The sequence below is a fragment of the Arthrobacter rhizosphaerae genome (assembly GCF_023062595.1).
GTDB lineage: Bacteria > Actinomycetota > Actinomycetes > Actinomycetales > Micrococcaceae > Arthrobacter > Arthrobacter rhizosphaerae.
Genome location: NZ_JALLAN010000007.1, coordinates 230306 through 245885 on the forward strand (window position 1 = coordinate 230306; position 15580 = coordinate 245885).

Sequence of the window (15580 nt, forward strand, 5' to 3'; positions counted from 1 at the left end):
GGAAACACTTTGGCTGTCCTCGATTACCTTCCCAAGCACATTTTCAGTACCCGCGGCTGGGGCCTCCTGGCAGCCGGTGTTCTGGCGCTCCTGCTGGCGCAGGTCATGGGGCGGCGCGATCTTCTCACCTTGGCCGTGCTGCTCATCCTGTTGCCGCTGGTGGCGCTGCTGGGTGTCAGGATCCTGAAGCCGGGGTTCCAGGTCTACCGGGAGTTCAATCCGTCCACGGTCGAAACCTCCGCCACCACAACCGTCAGGCTCGCCGTGGCCAGGACCGGTGCGGGGGCGGGTGTTGTGATCATGGAGGAGAAACTTCCGCCGCGGTTCGGAGAGTCGCCGGCGTTCCGTTTCCCTGCACGCTCGGCAGTCGGCGGAACCAGCCGCTACGAATACCATTTAAGGTCCGGGAAGCGCGGTCAATTCACCATCGGCCCGGTCACAGCGGAATTCAGTGACCCCTTCGGGCTTTCCCTCCAGCGCCATTCCATAGACGACGGCGACACACTCACCGTGACACCCGCCGCCGTCGAACTGCCCATGACCGGGCTCGCGGGTGCCCGCGGCAACGACGGAGTGACTGCCACCCGGATCCGGGCCAATCCCAGCGATGACGACGTCATGACCCGGGAATACCGCCACGGCGACCCAATGCGGCGGGTGCATTGGGCAGCAACAGCACGTCACGGTGAGCTGATGGTGCGGCAGGAGGAATCTGTCACGACGCCGGAAGCCACCATCATTCTCGATCAGAGGTACACCGCTTTCCACAATGGTCTTAATTCGGTTTTCAGCGGAGCACATGGGGACTCCGGACAGGAACTCGTCACCAGCGACACGTTTGAATGGGCCGTCACAGCGGCGATGTCCATCAGCGCCCACCTGGCTGAGCGCAATTACGTGCTTCGATTCCTTGATGCGCAAGGGGATCCTGCCTTCCTTCACTCCCCTTCGGCGCCCGAACCGGAGTCTGAGGACTTCAACGGAACCGCAGGACTGCAATCCGTGGCAGAAAGCCTGGCGGCAATCCAGCTTTCAGGTTCCCATCATGTCCGCCGGGATTCCGGTCGAAAGGAAAGCGACCGGAGGGATGGTGACCGAAGGGATAGTGACTCTGATGGCGACAAGCGGGAAAATCGCGACACTCGGGAAAACCCCCTCGCGCCTGAAAACGATCCCCGCGCATTTGACGACAGGCTGATCGACAAACTTTCCGCCCACCGTCTCAGGGGACCCCTCCTGGCGATCTTGGGAAAGGTCACGCTGCAGGAGGCCCGGTCGCTGTCACAGGCAGCCGCCTTCGGTGCCAACGCGTTCGCCATCGTGATCACGGATCATCCCGAAGCGGCCGACGACGCCCTGGAAGCCCTCCGGCTTGGCGGCTGGCGGGCCATCGCAGTCAAGGCCACCACGTCCCTGGCTGCAGCCTGGGTCTCATTCGATGAGGGCGATGCCGCGGTCTCCACCGCGGCCGCCGACGTACGACGCGGAGCAGGAGTAGACCGATGACAATGACGCCCCATCGGGCAGACACGTCAGCACCCGCTCTCGTCCTGTCACCGACTGACCCCGGCCAAGGTGCTTCACGGCGCGTCGGCCCCTACCCGTGGGCGATGGCGGCGGCCGTTGCAGTGGCAGTGAGTGGTGCTGCTATGTCACTTAATGGGGTCCTGGGCGGCTGGGCATGGTACATGCCTGCAGTGACCACGGTCATTGTTGTGGTCACTGCCATGGCGTTGCTGCGCAGGGTTCGGGCCCAGCCTTTGCTGGTTGCTGCAGGCGGCTTCATCTCCCTGATCCTTATCCTGACCTTCACCTTTTTCCGCAGAAACAGCATCGCGGGCTTCATTCCATCCGGCGAGACCACGGACATGCTGGGGCAGTACGTGCGCAGGGCCACGGAAACAGTCCTGGCCGAAAGCGCCCCAGTGGCCCCCAACGTCGGCATCGTGCTGGTGACGTGCGCTGTCCTGGGTCTCGTGGTTATCCTGGTCGATGCTCTTGCCGTCCCCCTCGGGATGCCGGCCACGAGCGGCCTCGGATTGATTGCGGTCCTGGTGGTACCGGCCATGATCAAGCCCCAGAGCGTTGGGCTCCTCGCGTTCATTATTACCGCCGTCGGATACCTGATGATCGTGGGCTGCAGTCAGTGGTTCTCCGCTAACCGCTTGCAGCTTGGAGCAGGCAGGAACCCGGGTCAGTTCAAGCGGGCGGCCATGACCGGCGGAGTGGCGCTTCTTGCCACCCTCCTGCTTCAACCGCTGATTCCCGGTTTCGACCGAGGCACCTTTCCCCAGGGCTCGCGCCTGAATCCGTGGGGTTCCTCAAGCGGCCTCAATCCACTGATCAGTCTGGGCAACAGCCTCCGCAGCCCCACCGGGGAGGGGCGGATTACGTATGCGTCCACGGCCACCTCGCCGCTATACCTCAGATTAGTAACGGTGGACCGGTTCGACGGTGAGACGTGGGCTCCTGATAACCGTGATGACACGCGCCGGGGAGGCGTAGCGAGGCTGGATCCGGGCCACGAGATCAATGCCACCGACACCACGCGCAGCATTACTTCCATCAACACAGGGCAATTCACCAGCCCGTATCTTCCGGTGCCGTATGCACCTGCTGGTGTGAACGGCCTGGACGGCTCGTGGAGCTGGGATCCTTCCACATTGAGCATCAAGGGCGTGGACGCCAATTCCCACAGCCAGCAATACGTGGTGGTTTCGGCCATGCCCACCCTGACAGCAGACCTGCTGGCCAGGTCCTCCGCTCGTGTGCGGGGCATTTCAGACGATTTTATCCGCCCGCCGGAAGGGGTGCCGGACATCGTCAGGACCACGGCGGACACAATTACCCGGGAAAGCAACACGTCTTATTCCAAGGCCCTGGCAATACAGAGATACCTTCGGTCGGCCGAATTCACGTACTCCCTGGAATCTCCAGTCCAGGGAGGCTATGACGGCGATGGACTGTCCGTCCTGGCCGATTTCCTCGCACAAAAGAGCGGCTTCTGCATCCACTATGCGTCTGCGATGGCTATCATGGCCCGGCTTGAGGGTATCCCCAGCCGCATCGCCGTTGGTTACGCGCCGGGCAGGCCCACAGGGAAGACAGTTTCGCTGGCGGGGCAGGGCGCGTTGCCGGAATATGAGGTTGACGCCCGGGATGCGCATGCCTGGCCCGAACTCTACTTCGAAGGCCTGGGCTGGGTTCCGTTCGAGCCGACTCCATCGCGGGGCTTCCTTCCCGCCTACGCCACTGAATCCAGTGCTTCCGGCGGGGCAAGTACGAACCAGAACAATGATGACCTCATCCCGTCAGGCGCTGCCAGCGGCGCACCGCTCCCCAGTACAGCACCCGTACCGCTGCCCGGGGGTGGGGCCGGTGGAGTTGCCGGGTCCCAATTACTGCCGGTTCTTTACGGCGCTCTGGGCATCCTGTTGCTCGGCTTACTGCTGGCGTCTCCGCGATTGATTCGCTCGGGGCTGCGTTCCCGCCGGCTGAGGCCGGGATCAGTGGCCAGTGATGACACGGCGCTGCAGTCCTGGGCAGAGCTCCGGGATTTGGCCATTGACTACGGAGTACCGCCGCGACCCAGCGAGACGCCCCGGCATTTCTCCGCCCGCCTCCGACGGTCAGGAGCGCTGGGAGAGGAAGACGGAAGGGACGGTGCGGCGCACCGCGCCGTTAATTCGCTGGTGCAGGATTTTGAGCGCCGCGAATATGGCCGGCCCCTGCGGGCCCAAGCTGCACTCGAAGGGTCGCGGCCGGGCGGCACTCCTGCCTCGATTGCCGCCGCGCGCATTGAGCTGATCATCGCAGCCCTGCGGGCTAATGCCCGGCGCCTCGTGAAGTTCCGGGCCTCGTGGCTCCCGCCCGCAGTGATGAACCGCTGGCAGTCCACCCTCGGTACGCCTTTCCGCGCAGTCTCCAGGCACGTTGCCGCCTGGCGGCGGGCCGCCGCACGAACACTGATAAGGACGCGCGACGGCCTGCGCCGTGTCAGGGAAGGCTAGCCAACGAAGACAGGCTGGAACGCCAGGTTATTGAAGCCCGCTCGACTCGAAGCCGGATCAGGAGAGCTATCCCGCGTATGGGTCGGCAATGCCAATGTACTGGGTGTAGAGGTATTCCTCGATGCCTTCGAGACCGCCTTCACGCCCGAGGCCGGACTGCTTCACGCCGCCAAAGGGAGCTGCGGCATTGGATACGACGCCGGCGTTCAGGCCCAGCATTCCGGTCTCAAGTCGTTCCCCCATCCGAATGCCGCGGTTGAGGTCCCTCGTGTACACGTAGGCCACCAGCCCGTATTCCGTGTTGTTGGCCAGACGGACGGCTTCATCTTCGCTGTCGAAAGTGATGATCGGCGCGACCGGTCCGAAGATCTCTTCTGACAGGATCCGGGTGCCCTCGGTTACGCCCTTGAGGATGGTGGGCTGGTAGAAATATCCGGGTCCATCCACCGGAGCGCCGCCTGTTACGGTAACGGCTCCGGACGCAACAGCGTCAGACACAAGTTCGTGTACCTTGTCCCTGCTCTTGGCGTCGATGAGCGGGCCCACCTTCGAGTTCTCTTCGGTTCCACGCGCTGTGGTCATGTCCGCCATTTTCGCCGCGAACTTTTCCGCGAATTCGTCAGCCACTGACTTGTGCACGATGAAACGGTTGGCCGCCGTGCAGGCCTCGCCCATGTTCCGAAGCTTGGCGAGCATGGCGCCCGCAACTGCTGCGTCGATGTCGGCATCCCCGAACACTACAAAAGGAGCATTTCCGCCGAGCTCCATGGACGTCCTGAGGACGGTCTCGGACGCGTCCGAGAGCAGACGGCGGCCGACCTCAGTGGAGCCGGTGAAAGAGAGCTTCCTCAGCCGTGTGTCCTTGATCAGTGGACCGGTGGTGGCTCCCGCCGTCGAAGTGGGGATCACGTTAAGGACGCCGGCCGGGAGCCCTGCCTCCATCATGACGGCTGCGAAGAGCTGCGAGGTAAGCGGAGTGAGATTGGCCGATTTGAGTACCATGGTGCAGCCGGCAGCGACCGCCGGGGCGACTTTTCGGGTAGCCATCGCCAGCGGAAAATTCCACGGCGTGATCAGCAGGCACGGCCCCACCGGCTTCTTCTGGACGAGGAGCCTGGATTTCCCGTCCGGTGAGACAGAGTAGCGTCCAAAGGCCCGGACTGCTTCCTCAGAGAACCAGCGCAGGAATTCTGCACCATAGGTGACCTCACCGCGGGCTTCGGCCAGGGGCTTTCCCATCTCCAGGGTCATCAGCAGGGCAAAGTCATCGGCACGTTGCGTTACAAGCTCGAAGGCGCGGCGCAGAATTTCCCCACGCTCACGGGCAGGAACCTTGGCCCAGGACTCCTGGGCCGCGGCGGCGGCATCAAGTGCGGCGGCGCCATCCTGGGGACCGGCGTCGGCGATGCTGAGGAGGGTATTCCCCGTGGACGGATCCTCGACGTCGAACGTCTTCCCGGAAGCAGCGGGGCGCCACTCGCCATTGATCAGAAGACCAGTCGGAACAGAGGACAGCAACTCGCGCTCACGCTCCGCGGTTACAGTGTGGTGTGCAGTGACAGTCACGATGACTCCCTCGTCAGCAGTTGGGTACGGGTGGGTTCAGCCAGAAGCTGGATTACTGCCACCGTACTGCCCGGTTCTCAGGAGTGTCTACGAAATTGCGCACTACGCGAAGCACAAGCTGCTGTGCAGCTGCACAGCAGCTAGCGAGCCGCTAACACCGCCGAATAAAGCTCACGTTTGCTGACCCTGACGTCCTCAGCCACGGCAGCTACGGCTTCCTTGAGGCGGATACCTTGAGAGATCAGTTCGTTGACTGCAGCCACGTGATCTTCAGGCTGCCCGGGCGCTTTTTCGGGTGCACCGCCCACTACCACGGCTATTTCGCCCCGGACTTCCTGGGTCTCCGCCCACTCCAACAACTCGCGCAGGCTGCCGCGAATTACCTCCTCATACGTCTTGGTGAGTTCACGGCAGACGGCTGCCTGCCGTTCAGCACCAAACCGCTCATGCATGGCACGGAGCATTGGCTCAAGCCGGTGCGGAGCTTCGAAGAAGACCATGGTCCGGCGTTCCTGGTCGAGCTCGGCGAGACGGGATGCGCGCTCCCCGGACTTACGGGGAAGAAAGCCTTCAAAGCAGAACCTGTCCGTAGGCAATCCTGACAGGGCCAGCGCCGTCAACACGGCGGACGGGCCAGGAACAGCCGTCACGGTGAGCCCTGCGGCCACAGCGCCCTCCACCAGGCGGAAGCCGGGATCCGACACTGACGGCATGCCTGCATCCGTCACCATCACCAGGGTTTTGCCCGCCTTCACGTGCTCGAGAAGCTCCGCGGTCTTAGTGGCTTCGTTGTGCTCGTGGTAGCTGATAATCCGGCCGGCGACGGTGATGTTCAGGTTCTGGACGAGACGGTGCAGGCGCCTGGTATCCTCAGCCGCGACGATGTCGGCCGTGCTCAGCAGCTCTATCAACCTTGAGGATGCGTCGCCGACGTTCCCGATGGGTGTGGCCGCCAGTACAATTCGGCCGACGCCCCCGGCTCCGCTCCCCGGTTCATTGGCTGCGTCAGGAGCATCCGTTGGCGCAGGGGTGAGGGGAGAAGTGCTGAGATGAGAATCCACATCAACCAGACTACTGCCGCAAAGGAGTACAGCGGCAAAGGTAGCATGGGGCAGGTGACTCAGACCTCCCTGCAGCAGCCCGTCGAAGCCGAACCCGCGGCTCCAACAGCCACAACACCCCCTGGCGGCGGCCGCAACCTCGAAGGTCACCGTTGGATCGCCCGGCCCTCGGAAGCCTTTACCCCTGACGCCTTGAGGCAACGGCTGATCGGGGAGATCCAAAGCTGGCGGGACTACCCGCCGTCGCTACGCCTCTGGTACTGGTTAATCCCCGCTCTGACAGCCGCTATTGCCGGGATCCTGAGGTTCGTCCGCCTGGATTCTCCCCGGAGCCTGGTCTTCGATGAGACGTATTACGTGAAAGATGGTTACTCGTACCTGATCAGTGGCTATGAACGGAGCTGGCCGGACAAAGCCAACGATTCCTTCAATGCCGGAAATCCAGGGGTGCTGCTGGACTCCCCCGAGTATGTGGTCCATCCGCCGGTCGGAAAATGGATGATTGCAGCAGGAATGTGGCTGTTTGGTCCGGACAACGCATTCGGCTGGCGGTTCGGGGCCGCCCTCACCGGAACAATTTCGGTCTTCCTGATCGCCCTCATTGCCCAAAAGCTGTTCCGTTCACTGACGTTGGGTGCCGTAGCGGGGATCCTGCTCGCAGTGGATGGCCATCACCTCGTGATGTCACGGACCTCGCTGCTGGATATCTTCCTGAGTTTCTGGATCCTTGCCGCTTTCGGCGCCCTGCTGATGGACCGCGACGACGGCAGACGGCGGCTCGCGCTACGGCTCGGACAGCGGGCGGCAGCCTCCAAAGACGGCAGGCCATCCACCTTGCAGCTGTTGTCCGGTCCCTGGCTGGGCGTCCGTTGGTGGCGGGTGGCCGCCGGTGTGTGCCTCGGCCTGGCAGTGGGCACCAAATGGTCAGCCCTCTTCTTCCTGGCGGCCTTCGGCCTGCTGACGGTTTTTTGGGACCTCAATGCCCGGCGCATCGCCGGAATCCGTGGCTGGATCAGCGGAGGCATTATCAAGGACGGCATCCCTGCTTTCCTTGGGATCATCCCGGTGGCAGCAGTGGTGTATCTGGGGACGTGGACGGGGTGGCTGCTCTCCAAGGATGCCTACTACCGCCATTGGGCAGACACCCATCCTTCAGGCGAGTGGGGCTGGCTGCCCGGTTGGGCCCGGTCATTGGCCCACTATCATCTGGAAGCCTATAAATTCCACCAGGGACTGAGCTCGGAGCATCCATACAAGGCCAGCCCCTGGACCTGGTTGGTCATGGGACGGCCCACGTCCTTCTTCTACGAGTCACCCAAAGCCGGAACGCCCGGCTGTGATGGGCCAAATTGCACCTCAGCCGTGCTCTCCGTGGGCAATCCGCTGATCTGGTGGAGTGCGGCGATCGCCGTCGTGATCCTGCTCTTCTGGTGGATGGGGAGGAGGGACTGGAGGGCAGGAGGAATCCTTGCCGGCATTACTGCAGGCTACCTTCCCTGGTTCCTCTATCCCGAACGCACCACTTTCTTTTTCTATGCCGTGTCATTTGAGCCTTTTCTGATTCTGGCCCTGGTGTATTGCCTGGGCCTGACGCTCGGCAAGCGCACTGACAGCCTGCTGCGGAGGCGGTCCGGTCTTTATTTTGTGGCGTTGTTCCTCATGTGTGTGGTGCTGTTGTCCGCCTTCTTCTATCCGGTATGGACCGCCGAGGTCATTTCCTATGAGCAATGGCGGTTCCGGATGTGGATGCCCTCCTGGATCTAGGAGACAACCGGGGGTTCTGCTCCTCTAGGCTTTGGACTCAGCGGTGCCTGCCAAGCCATCCACTCCGTTTGTGGCGGGCTTATCGTCAGGAAGCAGTCCGCGGCGCTTGCGGGTTGGCCAGGTCAGCACCATGGTGACGATTGCTGTAAGCAGCACGAGGGCCGCTATGACAATCCCGGCGTCTATCCAGAACTGACCGGGGAACAAACGAATGAGCGTGTCTTCCAGTGCGAATGTCCAGGATCCGCTCGCAAAGAAGATCCTGTGGAACTCGGTGAAGAACTGTTCCCAGCCCAGAAACGCCAGCACGCCGAGACCGATGATGATCACCAGGGTGACAATCGACCCTGCAAAGAATCCTCGTCGCACTCCCCCGGTGCTGCGGCGGCGAAGGTAGATGATGGCGATGACGCTAAGCAGCACCAGCAGAATCCCGGCGCCGAAGGCTGACAGGATCACGAGTTTGACGTCGGCCATGTGGCTGACCTCGCCGTCCTTGAACAGCTGATCACCGCTGCGGTTCACCAGTTCGCCGAGATACCGGGGACCGGCCCAGTTCCCGAGGTAGTCCACGGTATAGGAACCGTACGTCATCCGGTCATCAGTGCTGAAGCCGTATCCGTCGCCCGGGAAGCCGGGCCTGTTGTACTCCACCCACAGGAACAACGGGCTGGTGACGGCGCGTACCGCCAGGACCAGGAGAATAACGGGGTAGAAAACGGCAAGTGCCACCTGCATGACGCGAGGCAACACGGGCTTGGACTTTGCCGCCAGTTCCCGCTCCGCATTCCTGCGCTGCACTTCGTCCTCGGGAGGACGGACGTGCAGAGCTGAAGTGGGAAGGGGTTCGCGGAAATGCGGGCCGGCCTTGGTCGGAGGGGCCCCTTTGCCTGATGTCACACCACTGGCAGGTGCTGCACCGTTGGCAGGTGTCGCAACGCTGGAAGGTGCTCCTGGCTCAGCCGCCGATTCAGCTGCCTTACGATCGGCCCTGCTGCCCGCCTGGGGCAATCCGCCCGTTACGGCGTCGCCGGTGCTTGGTCCGGAAATGGCTCCGCTGCCGCCGGCAGCAGTTACCTGATCTTCGGTTGCCGGCGTTTTCTGGGCCGGCGTTTTCTGTGCCGGGGACGCCGCGGTTGACGTTGTCGGTGCCGGCTTCATCCAGTCGAACGCGGGCTCGTCGGAATCCGCGGAGGAATCAAAATGGTGATCCTGGCGGTTAGGAGGGGTGGGTGTCTTTTCAGTCACTGCTGCATCGCTTCCGTAGGGCTCCGCGTTGCCTGTCGGGGGAATCGGCAACGCTACTTCTCTCCAGACGAGCCTACCGTCAGGGGCTTCTGCCCGGCGAGGTGCCACCCCTTCGGGAACCATTACGCTCCGGCAACGATTACGTTCTTACGCCCGGCTCAAGGTCGCAGTCACTGGAAGGATCACGCGGTGATCTCGGAGTACCCGGCATCCTGATCGTTGAGATCCCCGCGTGCGCCGGACAGGTAAGCCCTCTTGCCTGGGACAAGGGCGTAAACCCAGTAGGCGGCCAGTACAGCAGCACCGATTGCCAGCTTTGCCCACACCGGCAGGAAACTGGGGGTCACAAAACCTTCGACGATCCCCGAAATAAACAGGACCAGGACAAGCCCGAGGGCCACCGTGATCAGTGAGCGGCCTTCCTGCGCCACCGCTTGGCTCCGCGTGCGGGGACCGGGGGCGATCCATGCCCAGAAGATCTTGAGACCGGCTGCGGCCGCTATGAAGACCGCCGTCAGTTCCATCATCCCGTGCGGAAGAATGTAGCTGAAAAACACGTCCGATTTGCCAACGGCGGCAAAGACGCCGGCAGCGGCCCCGACGCCCTGGGCATTCATGAAGAGAATCATCGGCACCCAGAAGCCCGTAATACCAAGTGCCACGGCCTGGGCACAGATCCAGGCATTGTTGGTCCATACGGCGCCGGCAAAAGACGCAGCCGGATTCTCAGAGTAGTAGTTGATGAAGTCCTCCTCCACGTACTGCCTCACCCTCTCGTCGCTGCCGAAAGCAGCCCGCAGGGCTTCAGGCGAGGAGCCGATCCACCAGGCGTACGCACCGGCGACCAAGCAGAACGCGATTCCGCACCACAGCGTCAGCCAGCGAAGACGATAGAAGGCTGCAGGAAGGGCAATCACGAAGAACTTCGCAACGTCGTCCATAAAATTCGAACGTGCACCGGTGAATCGGGTGCGTGACTGGGCGAGGGTTGCGGAGAGCGAGGCGGACAGCCCGCTCTCCGGGGCTACCGAGCGGAGCAGGGAGAGATGCGACGATGTCACCTGATAAAGGCGCAGAAGCTCGTCTGCTTCCTGGCCGGTTAGGCTGCGTTTGTAGGCAAGGTCATGAAGCCTTGACCATTTGTCACTGTTGACCGCAGAAAACGCATCAATGTCCACGGGATCACCCTAGCCTGCGCAATAGACTGTCAGCATCAGGATCCATGCTGAGTCAGGATTTGCTAATAGGGATGGGGCCCGGCTTTGAGTTCAATCATCACGGGTGAGGCAGTCGTCCTGGAGTTGCGTCCGGCGTCCTTCGCGGCCCGCGCATTGGGATTGCTGCTCGACGTCCTGGTCAACATTGTGCTGTTCATTCTCATCCTCATCATGATCTCCTCCCTCTGGAACGAAGTCGACGAAGCTGCAATGGGGGCCATCGTTCTGGTCAGTGTTGTGTTTTGCTTTGTGATGCTTCCGGTAGCTATCGAGACCGTGACACGCGGTCTGTCGCTGGGTAAGTTGGCGGCTGGACTCCGGATAGTGCGCGACGACGGCGGAGCCATCCGCTTCCGCCATGCCGTCATTCGGGGACTGACGGGATTCATTGAGATCTACCTGACGTTTGGCGGCCTGGCCATCGCCGTCGCGCTGTTCAACGACAAATCCAAACGACTCGGTGACGTCCTTGCCGGTACCTATTCTTTGCGTCGGAGAGTACCCGCCGAGCCGGCCCTGCCTTTGTTTGTTCCACCTCACCTGAGGTCCTGGGTGGCTTTTGCTGATATCGGCCGCATTCCCGATGGCTCAGCACGCCGGGCAGTCCAGTTCATGCGCCAGGCAGGAAGAATGGCGCCGGCGTCGCGCATAGGCATGGCTGCGTCCCTCGCAACGGAAATAGCAGTGCATGTGGCGCCGGCCCCTCCCCCCGGAACATATCCGGAGGACTATCTCGCGGCTGTCCTTGCCGAGCGCCGGGAGCGGGAAATGAACCGTCTGGTCACGGCCCGTGAACGCAGCAACAAGATCGGACAACGGCTGCACCGGCTCCCCTACGCTCGCGACAACAAATAGTCAGTACGACCTGGCGGCGGCCCCCAGCTCGCTCGGGGAGCGCTCGGAGAGCCGCAGTCAGTGACCGGCGGTCAGCGCTTGGCGTACTGCGCCCAGGGAATGTTCCAGTCGCCGTAGCCTTCAAGCGGCTCCACAGCCGGTGCTCCAGTGTTGAGTGTCTGGACAACATCCCCGCTCTTCATGTTGTTGAAGAACCAGGCCGCGTCCGCCGGAAGGAGACCCACGCAGCCGTGGGACACGTTGTACCTGCCGACAGCTCCCCAAGCAGACTCAAGAGCCTGGTGGACATAGACGCCCGATGATGTCAGCCGGTTGGCGTACTCCACCGTGAGCGGTGGATAGTAACCCTTGTCACCGGGCTTGAGCCCGATGCTTCCTGCGTTGAACTTCGAGTGGCGCTCCTGCTCCATGATGACGGCGTACCCGGTGGGCGAGAGCCACTCCGGGTCACCCAAAGTCACGGGAGCAGTTTTGACCAGCTGGCCGTCAAAGTAGACCTTCATGGTTTTGGTGATGTCGTCCACGACGGCGAGACGCTGCGGCCCTGTGCTGAAGGAAACCGTGGAGTCAAAGTTGCCGATCATTCCGTTCCCGAAATCGACACCGAACAGTTTCAAGTCCACTGAGACCTGGCTGTTCGAGGCCCAGAAGGTTTCGGGCCGGATGCGGACACGCTGGTCCGAGTACCAGTGCCAGGCCACGGCCTGTCCGGAGGAGGCCTTGACAGTGACGGCCTTTTCCACGGCTTCTTTGTTGATGACAGGTTCACTGAACACGATTTCAATGGGCTGGCCTGAGCCCACAGTGGCGCCGTTCTGCGGATACACGGCAGCGTCAGCTTCGTTCGCCTTGGCTACGGTGGTGAAAGTCTGGGTCTTTTTGGTCTCGCGGCCAGCCTCATCAACAATCGTGAAACTGTAGTTATAGGCGGTGTTGAAGGTGAGGGGGTCAACGGTGGTCCACGTGGTTCCGTCGGCGCTCACGGAACCCTTAAGAGGCGTGCCGCCCTCGGCCGGGACGAGGACCACATCCTTCACCTGCCCGTTGATGGCCTTCACGGAAGGCGCCGCAGCAGGGTTGACGCCTTGCGCGCCGTCAGTGGGAGTTACGCCCAGTTCAACAGCCTTCACCACAGGAGCAGCAAGGCCGGGAGTGTTGCGGACCGGACTGGCGGATTCGGACGCAATAGCCTGCCCGGCCCAGCTGGGAGCCGTCGCAACGCCTATTCCGCCGGCGGCAACAGCCGCACACATCGCCACGACAGCAATGATTTTCCCGGTCTTCCGGTTGCTGATCTCAGTCATGCCAAATTCTCCGTGTCCCCCGACAGCCGATAGTCAGCCCCCGTTAATCTGTTCAGCGTGCACTGCCGACTAACCAATTTTATCCCACGCCAAAACCGCTCAAGACCAAAAGGCGACGACGGCCCCCAGTGTCGCCTTAACCGGCAACGGCCCCGGGTCGGTCCGGGGCCATTGCCGAAACTGAACTCAGTAGCGGTAGTGCTCAGGTTTGTAAGGACCTGCGACGTCGATGTCCAGGTACTCGGCCTGGTCCTTCGAGAGCTCCGTCAGTTCCACTCCCAGGGCGTCAAGGTGGAGCCGGGCCACCTTTTCGTCAAGGATCTTGGGGAGTACGTAAACCTGGTTTTCGTATTCTCTGTGCCCCTCGGGCTGGTCTTTCTTCGTGAAGAGCTCGATCTGGGCGATCGTCTGGTTCGCGAAGGAGTTGCTCATGACAAAAGACGGGTGGCCGGTCGCGTTGCCCAGATTAAGGAGCCTGCCTTCGGACAAGACAATGATGGATCGGGCTTTCTGTTCCTCTGAAGCATCATCAGCGAAGACCCACTCGTGGACCTGGGGCTTGATTTCAACTTTGCGGATGCCGGGAATCCGGGCCAGTCCGGCCATATCGATTTCGTTGTCGAAGTGGCCGATATTGCCCACTATGGCCTTGTTCTTCATGCCCGCCATGTGCTCGGCCATGATGACGTCCTTGTTGCCCGTGGTGGTGATGAAGATGTCGCCCTGCGCCAACACAGATTCAAGCTTGGCCACCTGGTAGCCGTCCATTGCAGCCTGAAGGGCGCAGATGGGGTCGATCTCGGTGACAATGACACGGGCCCCCTGGCCGCGGAGCGCTTCCGCGGCACCCTTGCCGACGTCACCATAACCGCAGACGACGGCGACCTTGCCACCTATGAGGACATCGGTAGCCCGGTTGAGTCCGTCCGGGAGCGAGTGGCGGATGCCGTACTTGTTGTCGAACTTGCTCTTGGTAACCGAGTCGTTGACGTTGATGGCCGGGAACAACAGCTTCCCCTGCTCCGCCAGCTGATAGAGGCGGTGGACCCCGGTGGTGGTCTCTTCGCTGACGCCATGGATCCGGGCAGCCATCCTGGTCCACTTCTGCGGATCCTCGGCCAGGGTCCTCTTGAGCAGGTCCAGGACAATCACGTATTCCTCAGGATCGTCCGCGCCAGCCGACGGAACTGCTCCGGCTGCCTCAAACTCCACACCGCGGTGCAGCAGCAACGTTGCGTCGCCGCCGTCGTCGAGAATCATGTTCGGTCCCAGCTCCGGATCGGACTCCGCGCCTGGCCACGTGAGAATCTGTTCAGCGGTCCACCAGTACTCCTCGAGGGTTTCACCCTTCCAAGCGAATACAGGGACGCCTTGGGGATCATCCTCGGTCCCCTTGCCCACGACGACCGCCGCAGCGGCCTCGTCCTGTGTGGAGAAGATGTTGCAGGAGGCCCAGCGGACCTCTGCACCCAGCGCCGTCAGCGTTTCGATCAGTACCGCAGTCTGGACCGTCATGTGCAGCGAACCGGCGATCCTGGCGCCCTTGAGGGGCTGAGTGGGACCGAATTCTGCACGCAGGGACATGAGCCCGGGCATTTCGTGTTCCGCCAGGCGTATTTGGTGCCGCCCAGCCTCCGCGAGGGAGATATCAGCAACCTTGTAGTCGAGAGTCATGTGGATCCTTTGGTAAAGCCGGAGAGATGTACTGGAATAAGTGTGGCTTGCCGGCCGAGGCGAGGAAGCAAGGCGTTCTGTTAATGCTCGACTGGCTGATCGGTGGCCGGCGGAAGGACGGCGTCGTGCTGATCCGATGGTGCGGAAGTCGCGGCCGGCAGGAGTTCGGGCGGCAAGAGCAGCGGGATGCCATCCTCGATGGGATAGCGGAGCATCTCCCCAGTTTCCCCTGGCATCGTTGACACGAGTTCATCGCCGTCTTGTACAAGTGAAGATCCCGTGACGGGGCAACGCAGGACAGACAGCAGTTCAGCACTGATCTTTGGCATGGTGGATGCTCCTGGCGGGCGCCGCAGCGGGGCGCCGTTAGCTGACGGATTTGCAGCTTCAAGCCTACCGCCAGTTGCCCTCAGGAGGGTTCGCGCAGGATTCGCAAATGTCCCCGGCGGGTGCCCTCGGTGGGCGTGGGAGCTTCGAGGACGCCGGGGGATGCACGGTGGCCGGTTGACGGTTCCTTATCCGAAGGACGGGACGCCGCCTCCCTAACGGCGTGTGCCAGCGCCAAGAGGTCATCGGGGCCCGGCTGCGGCGGATGCGTGGGCATAGCCAGTCTCAGTACTTCCCAGCCGCGCGGAACGGTCAAAGATCCGGCGTGCTGCTCGCAAAGATCGTAACAATGCGGCTCAGCGTAAGTGGCCAGAGGACCCAGGACAGCGGTTGAGTCTGCATAGACGTACGTCAAAGTGGCCACCGCGGACTGGCGGCAGGCTGATCTTGAACATTGACGAATTGCACCCACGACATCACAGACTACTCCCCCTGCAGCCCGGCTTCGTGCATTGCGACGCCGCGACTGACGCCGTGCCGGACAAGCCATCACA

General features: G+C 62.2%; 12 protein-coding genes. 4 read left to right on the top strand and 8 right to left on the bottom strand.

Annotation, left to right across the window (positions count from 1 at the left end):
* Positions 1-9: 9 nt before the first annotated feature.
* A complete protein-coding gene (locus MU551_RS11935; RefSeq protein ID WP_247044398.1) occupies positions 10-1506 on the top strand; it encodes a DUF58 domain-containing protein in 1497 nt (498 codons plus the stop codon).
* Complete coding sequence (locus MU551_RS11940) at positions 1503-4010, top strand: transglutaminase TgpA family protein (protein WP_247044400.1); 2508 nt, start codon at positions 1503-1505, stop codon at positions 4008-4010. Before MU551_RS11935 ends, MU551_RS11940 begins: the two co-directional genes overlap by 4 nt.
* Positions 4011-4076: 66 nt before the next feature.
* Here MU551_RS11940 and MU551_RS11945 read toward each other — a convergent pair whose 3' ends face one another.
* Both MU551_RS11945 and rsmI read right to left on the bottom strand, forming a co-directional pair.
* The gene (locus tag MU551_RS11945) at positions 4077-5576 is read right to left on the bottom strand and encodes an NAD-dependent succinate-semialdehyde dehydrogenase (protein ID WP_247044401.1); all 1500 of its coding nucleotides are present in this window, start codon (positions 5574-5576) and stop codon (positions 4077-4079) included.
* Positions 5577-5716: 140 nt separating this feature from the next.
* Positions 5717-6538 carry a 16S rRNA (cytidine(1402)-2'-O)-methyltransferase gene (gene rsmI, locus MU551_RS11950; protein ID WP_247044483.1) on the bottom strand — a complete coding sequence of 274 codons (822 nt, stop codon included), beginning with the start codon at positions 6536-6538 and terminating at the stop codon, positions 5717-5719.
* Positions 6539-6682: 144 nt separating this feature from the next.
* Between rsmI and MU551_RS11955 the strand changes: the two genes are divergently transcribed.
* The gene (locus MU551_RS11955) at positions 6683-8401 is read left to right on the top strand and encodes a dolichyl-phosphate-mannose--protein mannosyltransferase (protein ID WP_247044492.1); all 1719 of its coding nucleotides are present in this window, start codon (positions 6683-6685) and stop codon (positions 8399-8401) included.
* A gap of 24 nt (positions 8402-8425) precedes the next feature.
* On the opposite strand, the gene MU551_RS11960 is transcribed toward MU551_RS11955, so the two are convergent.
* Both MU551_RS11960 and MU551_RS11965 read right to left on the bottom strand, forming a co-directional pair.
* Positions 8426-9649 (bottom strand): TIGR01906 family membrane protein, encoded by a 1224-nt coding sequence (locus MU551_RS11960; RefSeq protein ID WP_247044403.1) that lies wholly within the window; start codon positions 9647-9649, stop codon positions 8426-8428.
* A gap of 182 nt (positions 9650-9831) precedes the next feature.
* A complete protein-coding gene (locus MU551_RS11965; RefSeq protein WP_247044404.1) occupies positions 9832-10827 on the bottom strand; it encodes a stage II sporulation protein M in 996 nt (331 codons plus the stop codon).
* Between the two features lie 84 nt (positions 10828-10911).
* On the opposite strand from MU551_RS11965, the gene MU551_RS11970 reads away from it, so the two are divergent.
* A complete protein-coding gene (locus MU551_RS11970; protein ID WP_247044407.1) occupies positions 10912-11721 on the top strand; it encodes an RDD family protein in 810 nt (269 codons plus the stop codon).
* A 71-nt stretch (positions 11722-11792) separates the two neighbouring features.
* Here the strand turns inward: MU551_RS11970 and MU551_RS11975 are convergent, their stop codons facing one another.
* The 4 genes from MU551_RS11975 to MU551_RS11990 form a co-directional block, all read right to left on the bottom strand.
* Positions 11793-13025 (bottom strand): L,D-transpeptidase, encoded by a 1233-nt coding sequence (locus MU551_RS11975; RefSeq protein WP_247044409.1) that lies wholly within the window; start codon positions 13023-13025, stop codon positions 11793-11795.
* A 186-nt stretch (positions 13026-13211) separates the two neighbouring features.
* Entirely contained in the window at positions 13212-14699 is a 1488-nt protein-coding gene (ahcY, locus tag MU551_RS11980; RefSeq protein WP_247044412.1) for an adenosylhomocysteinase, read from the bottom strand.
* A gap of 80 nt (positions 14700-14779) precedes the next feature.
* Positions 14780-15028 carry a Trm112 family protein gene (locus MU551_RS11985; protein ID WP_247044414.1) on the bottom strand — a complete coding sequence of 83 codons (249 nt, stop codon included), beginning with the start codon at positions 15026-15028 and terminating at the stop codon, positions 14780-14782.
* Positions 15029-15108: 80 nt separating this feature from the next.
* The gene (locus MU551_RS11990; protein WP_247044416.1) at positions 15109-15498 is read right to left on the bottom strand and encodes a DUF3499 domain-containing protein; all 390 of its coding nucleotides are present in this window, start codon (positions 15496-15498) and stop codon (positions 15109-15111) included.
* Between the last annotated feature and the right edge of the window lie 82 nt (positions 15499-15580).